This window comes from Burkholderia sp. SIMBA_062 (genome assembly GCF_046534765.1).
Taxonomy (GTDB): Bacteria; Pseudomonadota; Gammaproteobacteria; order Burkholderiales; family Burkholderiaceae; genus Burkholderia; species Burkholderia ambifaria.
Genome location: NZ_JAWRYD010000016.1, coordinates 99,423 through 115,681 on the forward strand (window position 1 = coordinate 99,423; position 16,259 = coordinate 115,681).

Below are 16,259 nucleotides of genomic sequence, written 5' to 3' on the forward strand. Positions count from 1 at the left end.
GATTGTCGTGCAGCCGAGAAGATAGCGCATGGGGCCGGACACGCCAACCGCCCCGCCGACCGGGCGCTTGACAGGTCGTCCCCGCCCTCCCTATGATGCGTTGAACGTTCGATACACGATCGTATGTTCGTATATAGAACATTTAAGCGCATCCCGGCGGGCAATGCAAGGGGCGCGTTTCCTTCACTTCCCAGCCTTGCATGAGACCGGAGACACTGATGACCGAAGCTTTTCTGTGTGATGCGATTCGTACCCCGATCGGCCGTTACGGCGGTGCGCTGTCCGGCGTGCGCGCCGACGACCTCGGCGCGGTGCCGCTCAAGGCGCTCGTCGAGCGCAACCGCGACGTCGACTGGACGGCGATCGACGACGTGATCTACGGCTGCGCGAACCAGGCCGGCGAGGACAACCGCAATGTCGCGCGCATGTCCGCGCTGCTCGCGGGCATGCCGGAGAGCGTGCCGGGTTCGACGATCAACCGCCTGTGCGGTTCCGGGATGGACGCGGTGGGCGTGGCCGCGCGTGCGATCAAGTCGGGCGAGGCCGCGCTGATGGTGGCCGGCGGCGTCGAAAGCATGACGCGCGCGCCGTTCGTGATGGGCAAGGCCGCCAGCGCGTTCGCGCGCCAGGCCGACATCTACGACACGACGATCGGCTGGCGTTTCATCAATCCGCTGATGAAACAGCTGCATGGCGTGGATTCGATGCCGGAGACGGCCGAGAACGTCGCGGTCGACTACAACGTCAGCCGCGCCGATCAGGATCTGTTCGCGCTGCGCAGCCAGCAGAAAGCTGCGCGTGCGCAGCAGGACGGCACCCTCGCCGAGGAAATCGTGTCGGTCACGATTCCGCAGAAGAAGGGCGATCCCGTTGTGTTTTCGCGTGACGAGCATCCGCGCGAAACGTCGCTCGAGACGCTCGCGAAGCTGAAGGGCGTCGTGCGTCCGGACGGCTCGGTGACGGCCGGCAACGCGTCGGGCGTCAACGACGGCGCCGCTGCGCTGCTGCTCGCCAACGAGGCTGCCGCGAAGCGCTTCGGCCTGACGCCGCGCGCCCGCGTGCTCGGCATCGCGACGGCCGGCGTCGCGCCGCGCGTGATGGGCATCGGCCCCGCGCCGGCCACGCAGAAGCTGCTCGCGCGGCTCGGGATGACGATCGACCAGTTCGACGTGATCGAGCTGAACGAAGCGTTCGCGTCGCAGGGTCTCGCGGTGCTGCGCATGCTCGGCGTCGCCGATGACGATCCCCGCGTGAACCCGAACGGCGGCGCGATCGCGCTCGGCCACCCGCTCGGCGCGTCGGGCGCGCGTCTGGTCACGACCGCGATGTACCAGCTGCATCGCACCAACGGCCGCTTCGCGCTGTGCACGATGTGCATCGGCGTCGGCCAGGGCATCGCGATCGCGATCGAACGCGTGTGATTGGCGCGATGCGGTGAAGCGGCCGGATACACGCCGCCTTACCGCCGCGCTGTTTCCGCCACGATGGGGGCACGAGGTTTCTCGTGCCGCCCATCGTCGTTAACCGGCCTGCGACAGTTGCCTGACGCGCGCGGCGAGCGCGTCGATCTCGGTGTCCGCGAATACCTCGATGCCATGCTCGCGCAGCAGCGCCGCCGTCACGCCGGCGCCGGCATGCCGCCGGCCCGCAAAACTCCCGTCGTAAATGAAACTGCTTCCGCACGACGGACTCCCGTCCGCCAGGATCGCGAAGTGGCAATCGTGCGCGCGTGCCAGCGCGAGTGCGGTCTGCGCACCGTCGACGAACTGGGTTGAATGAACCCGATCAGGCTGAATCGTTTTGCCGCGTGCAACGGTCGCCTGGATTGGTGCGTCGCCTGACGTTATCCCATAACGCAATCGGACTGCATCCCCAGGCGCCGGACGCGATTATCGCGGGATTATTTGATCGAAATCATCCTGAAGATCGAATTCGATATTTTACGCGCATCCGGATTAAGGTTTTTCCGGAAATTGCCGACAGTAAGGACGAGACCGTCGTAAAGCGATCAACCGTTTTTCGGCTACTGAGCGCGATTTTCGCGCGGCGCGGATCCGATGTCCGGATCTGCCTTTCGGAGCCTTGCATGCGCAACAACCAGCCTGTCACCCAACAAGAATTCGAATTCCCCGACGACGTCACGCTGATGTCGACCACCGATGCCGACAGCATCATCACATATGCGAACACGACGTTCGCGCACGTGAGCGGCTTCTCGACCGACGAACTCGTCGGCCAGCCGCACAATGTCGTGCGGCACCCGGACATGCCGAAGGAGGCATTCGCCGACATGTGGGCCACGCTGAAGAACGGTGAACCGTGGACCGCACTCGTGAAGAACCGCCGCAAGAACGGCGATCACTACTGGGTGCGTGCGAACGCGATTCCGGTCATGCGCAACGGCGCGCCGCATGGCTATATGTCGGTGCGCACCCGCGCGCCGCGCGACGAGATCGCGGCCGTCGACGCGCTGTATCGCGCGTTCAGCGACGGCAAGGCGGGCCAGCGCCGCTTCCACAAGGGCTTGGTCGTCCGTACCGGGCTGCTGCGCATCGCGTCGCTGCCGCAGACGATGTCGGTGCGCGCGCGCGTTCATTCGGCGCTGTGCGTTCTGGCGCCGGCCGTCGTCGGTGCGGGCTGGGCCTGCGGGCTGACCGGTGGCGGGCTCGCGGCGTTTGCGGCCGCGACGGCTGGCGCGTCGGTGGCGGCCGGGCTGTGGCTCGATACGCAGATCGTGCGTCCGCTGAAGCAGCTGCACGACCAGGCGCTGAACGTCGCGACCGGCGAGAGCCGGCGCGGCGTGCGGATGAACCGCGTCGACGAGATCGGCATGACGCTGCGCACGATCAACCAGCTCGGGCTGATGTTCCGCTGGCTCGTCGACGACGTCAGCGAGCAGGTGCACAACGTGCAGCGCGCGAGCAACGAGATCGCGCAAGGCAACAACGACCTGAGCGCGCGCACCGAACAGGCCGCGTCGAGCGTGCAGCAGACCGCCGCCTCGATGGCCGAGATGACGGCCACCGTCGACAGCAATGCGGAGACCGCGCTGCAGGCGAACCGCTTTGCGGTGTCCGCGAGCGATGCGGCCGGGCGCGGCGGGCAGGCGGTGAGCGAGGTCGTCACGACGATGCGCGACATCACCGAGAGCTCGCGCAAGATCGCCGACATCATCGGCGTGATCGACGGGATCGCGTTCCAGACCAACATCCTGGCGCTGAACGCGGCGGTCGAAGCGGCGCGCGCGGGCGAACAGGGGCGCGGATTCGCGGTGGTTGCCGGCGAGGTGCGGGCGCTCGCGCAGCGCAGCGCGAACGCGGCGAAGGAAATCAAGACGCTGATCGGCGCGAGCGTCGAGCGGGTCGAGTCGGGTGCCCGGCGGGTCGACGATGCGGGCAGGACGATGGAGGACATCGTCACGCAGGTGAAGCGCGTGTCGGATCTGATCGCGGAGATCAGTTCGTCGACGGCCGAGCAAAGCACCGGCGTCGCGCAGGTCGATCAAGCGGTCGTGCATCTGGACAACATCACGCAGCAGAACGCGGCGCTGGTCGAGCAAAGCGCGGCGGCGTCGGAAAGCCTCAAGCAGCAGGCGACGCGGCTCGTCGATGCGGTGAACGTGTTTCGGTAATCGTCGGCGGCGAATTTCCGGGTTTCCGATTTGACGAGATTCGAATGGGTATCGGATAAAAATGGATTTTTTGATTCACGTATAAACAAAGTGTTCGGCTGAGTCGAGATGATGCAAAACTAATGCATATTTACCCGTGCCGGGCATAATGTTTTCGTCAGATTTGCCGAAAGCGCAGGAGTGTGATCGTACGCATGCGGGCCGGCCGCGCTGCGTACGGTCTCGATCCCATCCACAAGCGGACGCAAGATCCGCAACCCGGAACTCCACACCATGCGCAATAACCAGCCAGTCACGCAACGCGAATTCGAATTTCCCGACGACGCGACGCTGATGTCGACCACCGACGCCGACAGTTACATCAAGTACGCGAACGCCGCGTTCATCCAGGTCAGCGGATTTTCTCCCGAGGAGATCGAAGGCCAGCCGCACAACGTCGTGCGGCACCCGGACATGCCGAAGGAGGCATTCGCCGACATGTGGGCGACGCTGAAGAACGGCGAACCGTGGACCGCACTCGTGAAGAACCGCCGCAAGAACGGCGATCACTACTGGGTGCGCTCGAATACGGTGCCGGTGATGCGCAACGGGCAGCCGACGGGCTACATGTCGGTGCGCACGAAGGCGTCGCGCGACGAGATCGCGGCGGCCGACGCGCTGTATCGCGCGTTCCGCGAAGGCAAGGCGGGCCAGCGCCGCTTCCACAAGGGCTTGATCGTCCGGACCGGGCTGATGCGCGTCGCGTCGCTGTTCCAGACGATGTCGGTACGGGCGCGGCTGCATTCGACGCTGTGCATGCTCGCGCCGGCCGTCGTCGGCGCAGGCTGGGCCTGCGGGCTGACGGGCGGCGGGCTGGCCGTGTTTGCGGCCGCGACGGCCGGCGTGTCGGTTGCCGCCGGGCTGTGGCTCGACGCACAGATCGCGCGACCGCTGATGCAGTTGCGCGATCAGGCGTTGCGCGTCGCGACCGGCGAGAGCCGCACCGGCGTCGCGATGAACCGGGTCGACGAGATCGGCATGACGTTGCGCACGATCAACCAGCTCGGGCTGATGTTCCGCTGGCTCGTCGACGACGTCAGCGAGCAGGTGCACAACGTGCAGCGCGCGAGCAACGAGATCGCACAAGGCAACAACGACCTGAGCGCGCGTACCGAACAGGCGTCGACCAGCGTGCAGCAGACGGCCGCGTCGATGGCCGAGATGACGGCCACGGTGTCGAGCAATGCGGAGACGGCGCTGCAGGCGAACCAGTTGTCGGTGTCCGCGAGCGACGCGGCCGAGCGCGGCGGGCAGGCGGTGAGCGAAGTCGTCGCGACGATGAACGACATCACGGCGAGTTCGCGCAAGATTTCCGACATCATCGGCGTGATCGACGGGATCGCATTCCAGACCAACATTCTGGCGCTGAACGCGGCGGTCGAGGCCGCGCGCGCGGGCGATCAGGGCCGCGGTTTCGCGGTGGTCGCGGGCGAGGTGCGGGCGCTCGCGCAGCGCAGCGCGAACGCGGCGAAGGAAATCAAGACGCTGATCGGCGCGAGCGTCGAGCGCGTCGAATCCGGCGCACGCATCGTTGACGGCGCCGGCAAGACGATGGAGGACATCGTCACGCAGGTGAAGCGCGTGTCGGATCTGATCGCGGAAATCAGCTCGTCGACGGCCGAGCAGAGTACCGGCGTCGCGCAGGTCGATCAGGCGGTCGTGCATCTGGACAACATCACGCAGCAGAACGCGGCGCTGGTCGAGCAAAGCGCGGCGGCGTCGGAAAGCCTCAAGCAGCAGGCGACGCGGCTGGTGGATGCGGTGAACGTGTTTCGGTGATCGCGGCAGATCACGGCTTGCCCCGTTTGGCCTCCACGTATTCCGATCGAGCTCATACGTGAGTACGCCGTTCAGTTGGGAACTGAACGGCGTGATCGGCCAAGCTGGAGATTTTCCCGCCGTTCGGATTAGCCGATGCTCACCCCGTGGGCTTCCGCCAGGGGCTTCAGCCCGCCGGCGAAACCTTGTCCGATCGCCTTGAACTTGAACTCGTCGTTCTGACGATACAGTTCACCGAAGACCATGGCGGTTTCGGTGGAGGCGTCTTCGGAGAGGTCGTAGCGGGCGATTTCCTTGCCGTCGGCCTTGTTCAAGACGCGGATATAGGCGTTGCTCACCTGGCCGAATGACTGCTTGCGGGCCTCGGCATCGTGAATCGTGACCGCGAAGACCAGCTTCTTCACGTCGGCCGCCAGACCAGTGAGTTTGACGTTGACCTGCTCGTCGTCGCCATCGCCCTGGCCGGAACGGTTGTCGCCCAGGTGCTCGACGGAACCGTCGGCGGACTTCTTGTTGTTGTAGAAGATGAAGCCGGCGTCGTTCAGGACTTTGCCGCTTTCGCCGGTGACAAAGATCGAGGCATCGAGGTCGAACTCGACGCCGTCGGTGACGCGCGGGTCCCAGCCCAGGCCGACGACGACTTCGCTCAGGCCGGGGGCCTCTTTCGACAGGGACACGTTACCGCCTTTGGACAGACTGACAGCCATGGTGTGATTCCTTGTTCAGGTGAGGAGACCGTTCAGAAGTTCATGCCGTAGCCGTTGGCCAACGCACGCAGGCCGCCCGCGTAGCCTTGGCCCACCGCGCGGAATTTCCACTCGCCGCCGCTGCGGTACAGCTCGGCGAAGATCATCGCGGTTTCGGTGGAGGCGTCTTCCGCGAGGTCGTAGCGGACCACCTCGGCGCCGGAGATCTCATTCACGACACGGATGAACGAATTGCTCACCTGACCGAAGTTCTGCTTGCGCGCTTCGGCATCGTGGATGGTGACGGTGAAGGCGATCTTGTCGATGTCGGCCGGAACGCGGCTCAGGTCGACCTTGAGGACTTCGTCATCGCCATCACCGGCGCCGGTACGGTTGTCGCCGGTATGCTCGACGGAACCATCCTGGCTGCGCAACTGGTTGTAGAAGATGAAGTCGGCTTCACCGCGGACTTTGCCGTTGGCCCCAAGCAGGAAGGCGCTGGCGTCCAGGTCGAATTCGGTGCCATCGGTCGCGCGCGGATCCCAGCCCAGGCCAACCAGGATCTTGGCCAGGCCCGGGTCGGTTTTGGTCAGGGAGAGGTTGCCGCCTTTTTGAAGAGTCAGTGCCATGAAAACAGCTCCTTGTAGTTGTTACGGGTTACTGATTTTCGGCCTGCGCCCCTTCCTTTTTCGGGAAGATCACGCTGGCCAGGATTCCGATTGCCAGGACTGTGAGTACGATGAGCAGGCTGGTGTTCGGATCGATGCTGATGCCGTGGTGGAACAGATGGTCGGACGCGTTCAAGCCCAACTTGGCTGCGATGAAGAACAGCAGTACGACCACTGCCTTCTCGAGGTGCACCACGTAGCGCTTCAGCGCTTCCAGGACGAAATACAGGGTACGCAGGCCCAGGATGGCGAACAGCATCGCAGAGTAAACGATCAGGGGTTCGCGGCTGACCGCGATGACCGCGGGGACCGAGTCGAACGCGAACAGGATGTCGGACACTTCGATTACCACCAGGCAGAGGAACAGCGGCGTAGCGAAGAGGCCGCCTTTGGCCGCGAGGCTCATGTCAGTCTCGGCCGTCCGTGCTTCCGCCTCGAGCTTCTTGCGGCTAACGAAGAAGTGGTGGCCGTGCAGCTTGGGCCATACCGGGAAGAGTTTTTTCGCGAAGCGGCAGGCAAGATGCTGCGAGTAATCTTGCGCCTCGTCATCGTCGCCGCCGCCCTTGAGCATCATGACGGCAGTCCACGCGACGATCAGCGCGAAGACGATCTCGACCCAGGGTCCGAATGCCAGCAGGCCGGTGCCGATGACGACAAAGACACCGCGGAATACGATGGCCCCGATGATGCCCCAGTGCAGGATGCGGTGACGCAGACCGTCCGGGACCTTGAACCAGGCGAAGATCGCCATGAACACGAACAGGTTGTCGACGGAGAGAACCTTCTCCAGTGCATAGCCGGTGACGAACAGGCTGGCCACTTCCGGGCCATGCTGCACATACAGGAAGCCGGCGAATGCAAGGGAGATGGCCACCCAGAATATCGACCAGATCGACGCCCGGGCGAGGCTGATCGGCTTGTCGTCGCGGTGGGTAACCATGTCGAGCAGCAGGGCGGCCAGCGCCAGGCCGACGAATACCGCCATGGTCAGTGGCGGGAAGCCAATGTGTGTCGTTTCCACGTTTCGGTTTTCCTACAGTTCGAAGTCGGCCGGGTTCAGGCCCAGTTCCAGGCAAATCAGGCGGCAAGCCGCTTTTTCCTTGTCGTCGAAGTGGCCATCGGATGCGCCGATGGCACAGGTGACGCGCACCAGCAGGCGTGCTTCTCCGTCCTTGCCCTTGACCTTGCCGATGGCCTTCAGGGCCTCGGCCTGACCGATCTGAAAATCGAATTCGAACTTGCCGCAGGCGTCGCTGAATACCTTGATCACGTCGTTCAGGTTGAAGACCTTCAACTCCGGGGAGTTGTTGATGAAACCGACCATCTTGAGCTTCTCTTCGGATTTGATCTCGCCATCCGCGGCGGAAATCAGCGCGCAAGCATTGGCGGTTGCCTCCATGAAGGTTCGGTTCTTGAATTTGGCGACTTCAGTCGTCAAGGTTTCGCGGGCTTTGGCCGCGTTGGTTTTCAGCCATTCGAGCATGTGTTCCCTCTCAGTGAGCGGGGCTGCGCGGCCCCGCGGATCAGTTGTTATTTGGAGCCCGCTTTCCAGCGCATGCCCCAGCCGTAGGCACGATCCATTTCCTCGTGCCCCGGGTGAAAGTCGACTCGACGAGAAACCCTGACAGCTCCATTCACGTTTTCAAGAAGGGCAATCGCGCACATGCCGTGGCGGCCTCCCTCTTCATTCATGCGAACTTCGATTTCGGGCTGCCCGGGCACGAAAATGGTCACGACACCGTCGGTTGCCTTCCAGTTCGGAGCGCCGTCGTAGATGAACGCGAAAACCAGGATGCGTTCGATCTTGCTCCACTGCTGCCCGTTGATGCGAAGCCACTCGCCATCGGCGACCGAGCCGGTACGGTCATCCCCCATGAGCTGGATGTAAGGCTCCTCCCGCAGATCGCCGAAACGCTTGCCGAGCGCCTGCACGGCTCCCTTGAGGCCGTCCTGCATCTCAAACAGGCAACCCAGGTCAAGGTCGATGGCATTGCGTTTTCCGAGGAGGCCGCCGAGCCGGCCGCTTGTGCCCTGGTTCCAGTTCAGGTTCACCTTGATTTCGCCGAAGCCGGCAGCGGTCTTCTCCAGACTGATGCTGGGGCGCGATTTATCGAGCGTGACTTTGCTGAGGCTGATCGTGGACTTCGGCGCAGCAGGCGGCACCGGATTGGGAGCCGATGCCGGTACGGGTGCCGGTGGCGGTGCCGACGCGGGAGGGTGCTGCGCCGGGCTACCGGAAGGCGCGGCAATATCGACGCCGAAGTGCTTTGCGAGCGGCTCCAGCCCACCGGCGAAGCCTTGTGCGACACTGCGGAACTTCCACGCGTCCTGACGACGGTAAAACTCCCCGAGAATCAGCGCGGTCTCGTTCATCCCGGCGGTCGGGATGGGGGCTTCGATTCCGCCCGTAACGGCCACTGCCAGCATCGAAACGCGATCGAAGGTCGCCTTGTTTTCATGGATGGTCGCGGTGAGTGCAACTTTCTCGACGGCGGGGTCGATCCGGCCGAGATCCACGGTGAACTCCGCACGGCCGGCCGTCGTGGCGGTCAACCGAACCGCGCCGCCCAGGACACTGGTCTGGCCGTAGAAGCACATGTCGCCATCGCCCCGGACTTTCCCGGCCGAGGTCAGCGCAAATGCGGAGATGTCGATCTCGGCGCCTGGAATCGGAGTGCAGCTGATGTCCACGCGCAATTGGCCGGCGGCAACCGGCGCATTTCCGCCAGGTACCAGTGTGGTCATGCTCGCACCGCCTGAATCGCCAGGTTGACGAGATCGTCCGCGGTGCGGCCGTTGGTGGACTGGCCGATCGCCTTGAATTCCCAGCCGCCGCCACCACGGCTGAGGCTAGCCATGACAACTCCGGTGTGGCGACCTTTCTCCGCCAGGTTGAAGCGCGCCAGCTCCTGGTTTCTCGACTCGTCGAGAATGCGGCAGTAGGCGTTCTCGACCTGGTCGAAAGTCTGGCCGCGGAAGCTGTTCACGGTGAATACCAGATGCTGGACGGTGCCCGGCAGGCGCAGCAGGTCGACGTGGATGGTTTCATCGTCGCCATCGCCTTCGCCCGTCAGGTTATCGCCGGAGTGCTCGATGGAACCGTCCTTGGATTCCAGCTGACGGAACCAGACCAGATCGACGGATTTCATGTCGCCGTCCAGCAGGATGCAGGAAGCATCGAGGTCGATCTCGTTGCTACCGCCGCCGAGCATCTTGGAGAAAAAGCCGCCGGACTTCACCGGGTCCCAACCCAGGCCCAGGCTAATCGAGGTCAAGCCACCGCCGGCGGTTTTTTCCAGCGAGATGCTCTGGTTCTTGCTCAGGGTGAGTGCCATCTTTACGCTCCTTGTTGATCTTCGGTGTTCGTGTAAGGGACCGGGCGGAGTCACACTCCCCAGCCCCCGGCTTTGGTAAATCGCGAGCGGGATCGCCGCCACACGGGGGAAAAGTCGCCATTGCTTGTCTTGCGCGGCAGTGGGCACGCATTGTCCAGGCGCGTGTCGTCGCGGCCGCTCGGCCCACATCGAGTGGGCGGGCCGTCGGACGCGTTTGTGTCGGGGCGGCTCATGCGATTCGACGGTCATCGGCCGGCCTCCGCCAGTCGGACGCCGTGCTCGCCGCTACTCGGGTCAGCCGGCCTTAACCCGTGCCACTTGGCGCGTTCGAGGATATTGACCGCCCACTTGTAATGGGTTGCCGGTTCGCACATCGCATCGTTGTGCTTGAAAACGGCTGGGGCCGCATCGTTGACGATCAATTTGGCGCAGTTGAAGTCTTCGAGGCTTACGCGGAGCGCCTCCTGAATGATGCGGATCTGGCCAGGATGAATGGCCGTCTTTCCTACCAGACCATGAGCGATGTCCAGCGCTAGTTCCTCCTTCAGGAGATCGGGCGTGGCGAGTTGCTCGAAGACGGGAGCGGTCAGCGCGAATCCCTGAGCCCCCATGATCCCTGCGAGCATCGGGATCACGTAGCCGAGGGGCGTGCTGTAGAGCGTGGTGGCCGGATTGCGCCGCAGCCCAAGACACCCCATGAGGTCGTTGCCGCCGATTCGCAGCGCGACGATGCGTCGGTCCAGGTTGGCCTTCAGCGCCAGCCCAAGTTCCACCATTGCGCCTGGGTCGTATACGTCGGCTGTTTCCAGTGTGGGCATGAGGTACAGGTTCGGGTGACTGACCGCGTTTTCCCACAGCGGGAGGGATTGCAGGGTCAGCTTGGGTACGACGAACCCATCGACGTGCTTCATCAGCGGCCAGTCATTCAGCACCGCCGCCATCGCCGCATCACGTGGCCGAACGAACAGCAGGGGACCGGATTCGGAGCGTCCTCCCCTGGCCTCGATATCCATGAGAAGCGCCCGCAGGTTCGCCAGCGCGCTTTCGACGTCGATCGCCGCCACCGCGTCTTCCAGACAGACCACCAACGAGCGCAGCTCGGGAATCCTGGTGCCGAAAACCATCTCGAGAATGTCGCCCCGGGTCGCCGGCATGTACAGAGTTGCCCCGAGGGCGAACGGAGAAATGGCTTTCATCAGTTCGTGTTCCGAATGATCGTAGCCGCGCGATAAGGACCGAGATTCGCGCCTGTTTCCTCTACTGCCACGCCCGCGCGCTCGGTGAGGTGCAACAGCAGTTGCACGGCGCTGTCATGGCGGTTGTGTACCAGTACGCGATCCGGCACACGGCGCAGGACTGCGCGGGTTGCCTCGGCGATACCCGGTTTCACGCGGTTCAGGTTGCCGATGCCAAAGCGGGTCGCCAGCGCGGATACCACGCCGTTGGCGCACGCTTGGAGCGTCCGTCGTTGATCGTTGCTCCATGGAGCGGCGGGAAGCGTTTCTCCCAGCGACCGTCGCTCGGCGTCGATCTTGTCGATGAACTCACGAGTTACATCGTGCTGGCGCAGGTGTTCATATACAACGCAACCATGCAGGCCCCCTTGAGCCGGCCAGATGGAGCGGGATACCAGACCGGACACGGTTGCGCCGAGAATGCCGGACGGAATGGCCCAGTCCTCTGCGGAGGCAGCCAGCCATGCGTGGCCGCACGGGTCCGCCAGAACGACGAGGCGCGGAACTTCGGGAAAGCGGATGTCGTCCGCCAGAGTCCGTTCGAGTTCACCGGAGATTGCGCCCTTGCCGGTCCAGCCATCCACGAAGACGATATTGTCGGCCCCATGCAGGCGGATGACGGCTTCCAGGGCAACCGTGTCGATTCCGCGATCGCGAATGATGCTGATCCCATAGTGATGAGCGTCGCGCCCCATCTCCACGAGTGCCCGGCGCAGCAGCACGCCAAGCGGCAGGCCGGCGCGAACGAAGGAGACCAGCGCGATGCGCGGCCCGGTATAAGCGGCGCTCAACGCCATCGCCAGGGACTGCACATCGGCAGCCATACGGGCGCTGTTCTGCGCCAGGGCGCGGGCGTAAAGGCCCTTGTGCACGTCAGTCGGCGCGTGCTCGAGGCTGATCATTTCCGAGTAGTGCTTCCGATTCGTCTGAATCAGACGCTCCTTCTCTTCGACGTCGGTGACATTCATCCGCACGTGTCGCAGAAGGAATTGCACGTCTTCCGGTGCGTAGCTGCCGCTGCCGACGGTGTCCAGGGTAGCGACGAGATCACGCATTGATCAGCCCCGCGACCCGTTTCGCCAACTGGCTGCGCGCCGGCGTCGCCCACATGTGGCAGAGGTCCAGGTATCCAAGATCGGTGATGCTGTCGCCGAAGCCCAGGACCGGCCGCTCGCCGTGGATTTCACGATCGCGCCGCAACCATTCCTGAACGGCTACGCGTTTGGACAGCCCCACTGGCAGGAACGCGAGGTTGTTGCCGTTGGTATGGACGTGCATGCCTTCCAACATGCGCCGGGACTGAACTTCGATCAGCACTTCGGCGAGCACGGAATCATCGGTGTCGTTGTGCTTAACGACCACGTAATGGCGCAGCCCTTCTTGTTCGACCACCCAGCCGCGGAGCGAGTAGCCGAGTTCCTTGCCGATCCGTAGCGTGGCCTCGCTCAGTGCCGGCAGCCGGTCCTGAAAAGCCCGGAGGGACTCGGCCATCCGTCCGTGCCAGGTCGGATCGGATGATCCGTCGCGGCGGAGCATGACGCCTCCATGCGAGCAGATTGCACCTTCGGCGAAGGGAAGCATGACGCGGCCGTAGGCTTCCACGCTGCGCGCGGTGACTGGAACGACGTCGGCGGTGGCCAGCAGCCAATTGATGAACGCGTGCTGGACCGGGTCCATAAAGCCGTTGGGCTGACCCTGCGCGTCCAGCGTCGCGGGCGTTCGCGGGCCGCCTTCCGTCATCTTGCGGACAGTCTGGAACAGGGTGTCGTCGAGGTCGACGAACGCCAGAGGGCGATTACCGCTCATCGACAATCACCTCGGCATTCAGTGTCTCGACCAGTTCCGCGGGAAGTGCCTGTGCGGGCGTTTCCGCGCAGATCAGGACCCGATCGAACTGGCCGGGCTTCACGTTGTAGAGGAAGTTCGGGATGCCGAGGCCGTAGTTGTCGGAGAACGACAGCGCGTGCTCGATGGCGTGGCCCAGCGCGATGGGGGACCGGGTGGTCGAACCGAAGCGGACATCCGCGCCCGATCGCTCCAGGCGTTCCGCCAGCAGGAAAGGACGCCAGACGAACTCGCCGGTGCCTACCACGATGACTTTCTCGCCGGGCTGGATCCGGATGCCCGGCGCGAGCGTGTCGTCCACATGGCGAACGCCCAGGCGTCCCCAGTCATTTCGGGGTGAGAGCGGCCATTCCCCCATGGAAACGGCGCCGACGTTCGGCATATCCGGCAGCGGCGCGGCCTGATCCTCGTGAAACCGGTAGGAGCCTGTCAACAGCGATACGGCTGTGGCCGGCTCCCCGATCGCTTGACGAACGGCGCCGGCAGACCAGTCGGTCAGGACGCAAGTCACCACTCGCCGGACCTTGCTCAGGCCCGCTTCGACCAGTGCGCGATGCAGATTCAGAAAGGTCTTGCCGGTGGAGGCCTCATCGTCCACCAGGACCAGGGACCGGGCCTGCAGCATCAGATCACGAACCTCGGGCTCGACCGGCAGATGGATCAGGTGCGCGCTGGCGTGGCTGTGCTCTTCCTCGAATCGTGCGAAGACGTCGGTACCGAGCGGGTGGCGGGTCGTGGTGAGGTACACGCTATCAGAGCGGCCCGCACTGTAGGCGCGGTGCACGCCGGCACCGAGGCCTACTGCTGTTTCCGCCATGCCGATCACCAGGACCGGCCCGGGGAGATCCGCTGGAATTTCGGCGGTGAGGCGCTCGAAGCTGGCCGCCATGATCGAAGGGCGAACCGGGATATGACGGCCCAGGACTTTGGATACGAAGAGGAATGCCCGCTTGGGATTGCGGCGCTCCGCGAAACCGAACAGGTTCGCCGGGGGCAGCGCGGCGGCGTCGACTTCGATCTCGAGCAGCCCCCGCTTCAGTTGGGCGCGCAGGGACGTGGGTACCACGTTGCTTTCCATGAACTGCTTCCTCGTTTGGCGCGACTCGAAGATCCGCGACGACCGTCTCCGCTTCGTGCGCAGCCGTCAAAACCGTGTTCGCGCCAGGCGCCAGCACCCTATTCCTGCTTCGCTGCTCGAACCCGAAACCTTTCAAATTGAAATGGCATCGTATCAAATTTGAAAGGTTTGTGGGCGTCAGCTTATGCCGGCGCCGCAATGGTCATTGCGCGGGGTGGTCGTTCAACCACGCAGATGCGGCGAACGGGTTCCGCTGAAGGCGGTGAAGTGAAGTGAGGTGAGGCAGAAGGGAGGCGGGGGAGGGAGGCGGGGCGGGACGAGGTAGTGCGGGCACCACGCAGCGAGGCGCCGGCCCGCGTCGGGCCGCCCGGTTCGGCCGGGCGGCCCGGGCCTGTCGCCGCAGCGGCAGACCGCTGGCCGTCAGACGGCCAGGCAGAGGTACTTGATCACGACGTAGTCGTCGATGCCGTAGTGCGAGCCTTCGCGGCCGAGGCCCGACTGCTTGACGCCGCCGAACGGCGCCACTTCGTTCGAGATCAGGCCCGTGTTCACGCCGACCATCCCGTATTCGAGCGCTTCGGCGACCTTCCACACGCGGCCGATGTCGCGACTGAAGAAGTAGGCGGCCAGGCCAAACTCGGTGTCGTTCGCGAGGCGGATCACCTCGTCGTCGCTGCCGAACTTGAACAGCGGCGCGAGCGGCCCGAACGTCTCTTCCTTCGCGACCTTCATCGCCGGCGTGACGCCCGTCAGCACGGTCGGCTCGAAGAAGCCGTGGCCGAGCGCATGGCGCTTGCCGCCCGTCACGACGGTCGCGCCCTTGGCGAGCGCGTCCTCGATGTGCGCCTCGACCTTCAGCACGGCCGCTTCGTTGATCAGCGGACCCTGGGTGACGCCCGGCTCCGTGCCGCGACCGACCTTCAGCTGGCCCACCGCCGCCGCGAGCTTCTGCGCGAACTGGTCGTACACGGCTTCATGCACGTAGAAGCGGTTCGTGCACACGCACGTCTGGCCGCTGTTGCGGTACTTCGACGCGATCGCGCCCTGCACGGCCGCATCGAGATCGGCATCGTCGAACACGATGAACGGCGCGTTGCCGCCCAGCTCCAGCGACACCTTCTTGACCGTCGCCGCGCATTGCGCCATCAGCAGGCGGCCGACCGGCGTCGAGCCGGTGAACGACAGCTTGCGCACGATCGGGTTCGACGTCAGCTCGCCGCCGATCGCCTTCGGATCGCCCGTGACGACGCTGAACACGCCGGCCGGCACGCCCGCGCGCTCGGCCAGCACGGCCATCGCGAGCGCGGAGAACGGCGTCGCCTCGGCCGGCTTCACGACGATCGGGCAGCCTGCCGCGAGCGCCGGGCCGACCTTGCGGGTGATCATCGCCGCCGGGAAGTTCCACGGCGTGATCGCCGCGCACACGCCGATCGCTTCCTTCGTCACGACGATGCGCTTGTCGCTCGCCGGCGTCGGGATCGTGTCGCCGTACACGCGCTTGCCTTCTTCCGCGAACCACTCGAGGAACGATGCCGCGTAGCCGATCTCGCCCTTCGCCTCGGCCAGCGACTTGCCCTGCTCGGTGGTCAGGATCAGCGCGAGGTCGTCGGCGTTTTCCATCATCAGGTCGTGCCACTTGCGCAGGATCGTCGCGCGCTCCTTCGCGGTCTTCTTGCGCCACGCCGGCCATGCGGCGTTCGCGGCTTCGATCGCGTGACGCGTCTCGGCCGTGCCCATTGCCGGCACGGTGCCGAGCAGGCCGCCGGTCGCCGGGTTGCGGACTTCGAACGACTCGCCGTTCGCCGCGCCTTGCCATTCGCCGTTGACGTACGCCTGCTGGCGGAACAGCGACGGGTCTTTCAGTGCCAGGGTTTCCTGAACCGTGCTCATATGAATAGCCTGCTTTGAAAAAGGACGGATGAAACGGCCGCCGCCGTCGTGAAGACGGCGGCGGCGCAATCGG

The 16,259-nt window shown here is 64.6% G+C and carries 15 protein-coding genes and 1 pseudogene; 4 read left to right on the forward strand and 12 right to left on the reverse strand.

Annotated features, from left to right (window positions below; all coding sequences use genetic code 11):
* Nucleotides 1–218: 218 nt before the first annotated feature.
* Nucleotides 219–1,421: a 3-oxoadipyl-CoA thiolase gene (pcaF, locus tag SB786_RS19130; RefSeq protein WP_410728813.1), complete on the forward strand. Its 1,203-nt coding sequence runs from the start codon at nucleotides 219–221 to the stop codon at nucleotides 1,419–1,421.
* 99 nt (nucleotides 1,422–1,520) lie between these two features.
* Here the strand turns inward: pcaF and SB786_RS19135 are convergent.
* A pseudogene (locus tag SB786_RS19135) lies at nucleotides 1,521–1,772 on the reverse strand (DUF523 domain-containing protein); the annotation flags it as partial.
* Nucleotides 1,773–2,086: 314 nt separating this feature from the next.
* On the opposite strand from SB786_RS19135, the gene SB786_RS19140 reads away from it, so the two are divergent.
* Both SB786_RS19140 and SB786_RS19145 read left to right on the forward strand, forming a co-directional pair.
* Nucleotides 2,087–3,631, forward strand: a complete 1,545-nt coding sequence (locus tag SB786_RS19140) for a methyl-accepting chemotaxis protein (RefSeq protein ID WP_410728814.1) — start codon at nucleotides 2,087–2,089, stop codon at nucleotides 3,629–3,631.
* A 273-nt stretch (nucleotides 3,632–3,904) separates the two neighbouring features.
* On the forward strand, nucleotides 3,905–5,449 hold the full coding sequence (locus SB786_RS19145) for a methyl-accepting chemotaxis protein (RefSeq protein WP_410728815.1): 1,545 nt from the start codon (nucleotides 3,905–3,907) through the stop codon (nucleotides 5,447–5,449).
* 128 nt (nucleotides 5,450–5,577) lie between these two features.
* Here the strand turns inward: SB786_RS19145 and SB786_RS19150 are convergent, their stop codons facing one another.
* From SB786_RS19150 to SB786_RS19195, 10 genes are all read right to left on the reverse strand, one after another.
* Nucleotides 5,578–6,156 (reverse strand): TerD family protein, encoded by a 579-nt coding sequence (locus SB786_RS19150; RefSeq protein ID WP_410728816.1) that lies wholly within the window; start codon nucleotides 6,154–6,156, stop codon nucleotides 5,578–5,580.
* Between the two features lie 32 nt (nucleotides 6,157–6,188).
* Nucleotides 6,189–6,764, reverse strand: a complete 576-nt coding sequence (locus SB786_RS19155) for a TerD family protein (RefSeq protein ID WP_410728817.1) — start codon at nucleotides 6,762–6,764, stop codon at nucleotides 6,189–6,191.
* Nucleotides 6,765–6,792: 28 nt separating this feature from the next.
* Complete coding sequence (locus SB786_RS19160; RefSeq protein ID WP_410728818.1) at nucleotides 6,793–7,824, reverse strand: TerC/Alx family metal homeostasis membrane protein; 1,032 nt, start codon at nucleotides 7,822–7,824, stop codon at nucleotides 6,793–6,795.
* A gap of 12 nt (nucleotides 7,825–7,836) precedes the next feature.
* Nucleotides 7,837–8,286, reverse strand: a complete 450-nt coding sequence (locus SB786_RS19165) for a tellurite resistance TerB family protein (protein ID WP_410728819.1) — start codon at nucleotides 8,284–8,286, stop codon at nucleotides 7,837–7,839.
* A gap of 47 nt (nucleotides 8,287–8,333) precedes the next feature.
* A complete protein-coding gene (locus SB786_RS19170) occupies nucleotides 8,334–9,548 on the reverse strand; it encodes a TerD family protein (protein WP_410728820.1) in 1,215 nt (404 codons plus the stop codon).
* Nucleotides 9,545–10,138 carry a TerD family protein gene (locus tag SB786_RS19175; RefSeq protein WP_410728821.1) on the reverse strand — a complete coding sequence of 198 codons (594 nt, stop codon included), beginning with the start codon at nucleotides 10,136–10,138 and terminating at the stop codon, nucleotides 9,545–9,547. Before SB786_RS19175 ends, SB786_RS19170 begins: the two co-directional genes overlap by 4 nt.
* Nucleotides 10,139–10,383: 245 nt before the next feature.
* A complete protein-coding gene (locus SB786_RS19180; protein WP_410728822.1) occupies nucleotides 10,384–11,334 on the reverse strand; it encodes an HpcH/HpaI aldolase/citrate lyase family protein in 951 nt (316 codons plus the stop codon).
* A complete protein-coding gene (locus SB786_RS19185) occupies nucleotides 11,334–12,428 on the reverse strand; it encodes a cysteine protease StiP domain-containing protein (RefSeq protein WP_410728823.1) in 1,095 nt (364 codons plus the stop codon). Before SB786_RS19185 ends, SB786_RS19180 begins: the two co-directional genes overlap by 1 nt.
* Nucleotides 12,421–13,179: a trehalose phosphatase gene (locus SB786_RS19190; protein WP_410728824.1), complete on the reverse strand. Its 759-nt coding sequence runs from the start codon at nucleotides 13,177–13,179 to the stop codon at nucleotides 12,421–12,423. The genes SB786_RS19185 and SB786_RS19190 overlap by 8 nt, the downstream gene beginning before the upstream one ends.
* Nucleotides 13,169–14,296, reverse strand: coding sequence for a phosphoribosyltransferase domain-containing protein (locus SB786_RS19195; RefSeq protein WP_410728825.1), 1,128 nt, complete (start codon nucleotides 14,294–14,296; stop codon nucleotides 13,169–13,171). Before SB786_RS19195 ends, SB786_RS19190 begins: the two co-directional genes overlap by 11 nt.
* On the opposite strand from SB786_RS19195, the gene SB786_RS19200 reads away from it, so the two are divergent.
* Entirely contained in the window at nucleotides 14,295–14,459 is a 165-nt protein-coding gene (locus SB786_RS19200) for a hypothetical protein (protein ID WP_410728826.1), read from the forward strand. The two genes, SB786_RS19195 and SB786_RS19200, sit on opposite strands and share 2 nt — an antisense overlap.
* A gap of 257 nt (nucleotides 14,460–14,716) precedes the next feature.
* Here SB786_RS19200 and gabD read toward each other — a convergent pair whose 3' ends face one another.
* On the reverse strand, nucleotides 14,717–16,186 hold the full coding sequence (gene gabD / locus SB786_RS19205) for an NADP-dependent succinate-semialdehyde dehydrogenase (RefSeq protein ID WP_410728827.1): 1,470 nt from the start codon (nucleotides 16,184–16,186) through the stop codon (nucleotides 14,717–14,719).
* Nucleotides 16,187–16,259 lie beyond the last annotated feature (73 nt).

Coding starts and splice junctions, on each gene's coding strand:
- pcaF (WP_410728813.1), top strand. CDS start 219: ATGACCGAAGCTTTTCTGTGTGATGCGATTCGTACCCCGATCGGCCGT.
- SB786_RS19140 (WP_410728814.1), top strand. CDS start 2,087: ATGCGCAACAACCAGCCTGTCACCCAACAAGAATTCGAATTCCCCGAC.
- SB786_RS19145 (WP_410728815.1), top strand. CDS start 3,905: ATGCGCAATAACCAGCCAGTCACGCAACGCGAATTCGAATTTCCCGAC.
- SB786_RS19150 (WP_410728816.1), bottom strand. CDS start 6,156: ATGGCTGTCAGTCTGTCCAAAGGCGGTAACGTGTCCCTGTCGAAAGAG.
- SB786_RS19155 (WP_410728817.1), bottom strand. CDS start 6,764: ATGGCACTGACTCTTCAAAAAGGCGGCAACCTCTCCCTGACCAAAACC.
- SB786_RS19165 (WP_410728819.1), bottom strand. CDS start 8,286: ATGCTCGAATGGCTGAAAACCAACGCGGCCAAAGCCCGCGAAACCTTG.
- SB786_RS19170 (WP_410728820.1), bottom strand. CDS start 9,548: ATGACCACACTGGTACCTGGCGGAAATGCGCCGGTTGCCGCCGGCCAA.
- SB786_RS19175 (WP_410728821.1), bottom strand. CDS start 10,138: ATGGCACTCACCCTGAGCAAGAACCAGAGCATCTCGCTGGAAAAAACC.
- SB786_RS19180 (WP_410728822.1), bottom strand. CDS start 11,334: ATGAAAGCCATTTCTCCGTTCGCCCTCGGGGCAACTCTGTACATGCCG.
- SB786_RS19185 (WP_410728823.1), bottom strand. CDS start 12,428: ATGCGTGATCTCGTCGCTACCCTGGACACCGTCGGCAGCGGCAGCTAC.
- SB786_RS19190 (WP_410728824.1), bottom strand. CDS start 13,179: ATGAGCGGTAATCGCCCTCTGGCGTTCGTCGACCTCGACGACACCCTG.
- SB786_RS19200 (WP_410728826.1), top strand. CDS start 14,295: ATGAACTGCTTCCTCGTTTGGCGCGACTCGAAGATCCGCGACGACCGT.
- SB786_RS19195 (WP_410728825.1), bottom strand. CDS start 14,296: ATGGAAAGCAACGTGGTACCCACGTCCCTGCGCGCCCAACTGAAGCGG.
- gabD (WP_410728827.1), bottom strand. CDS start 16,186: ATGAGCACGGTTCAGGAAACCCTGGCACTGAAAGACCCGTCGCTGTTC.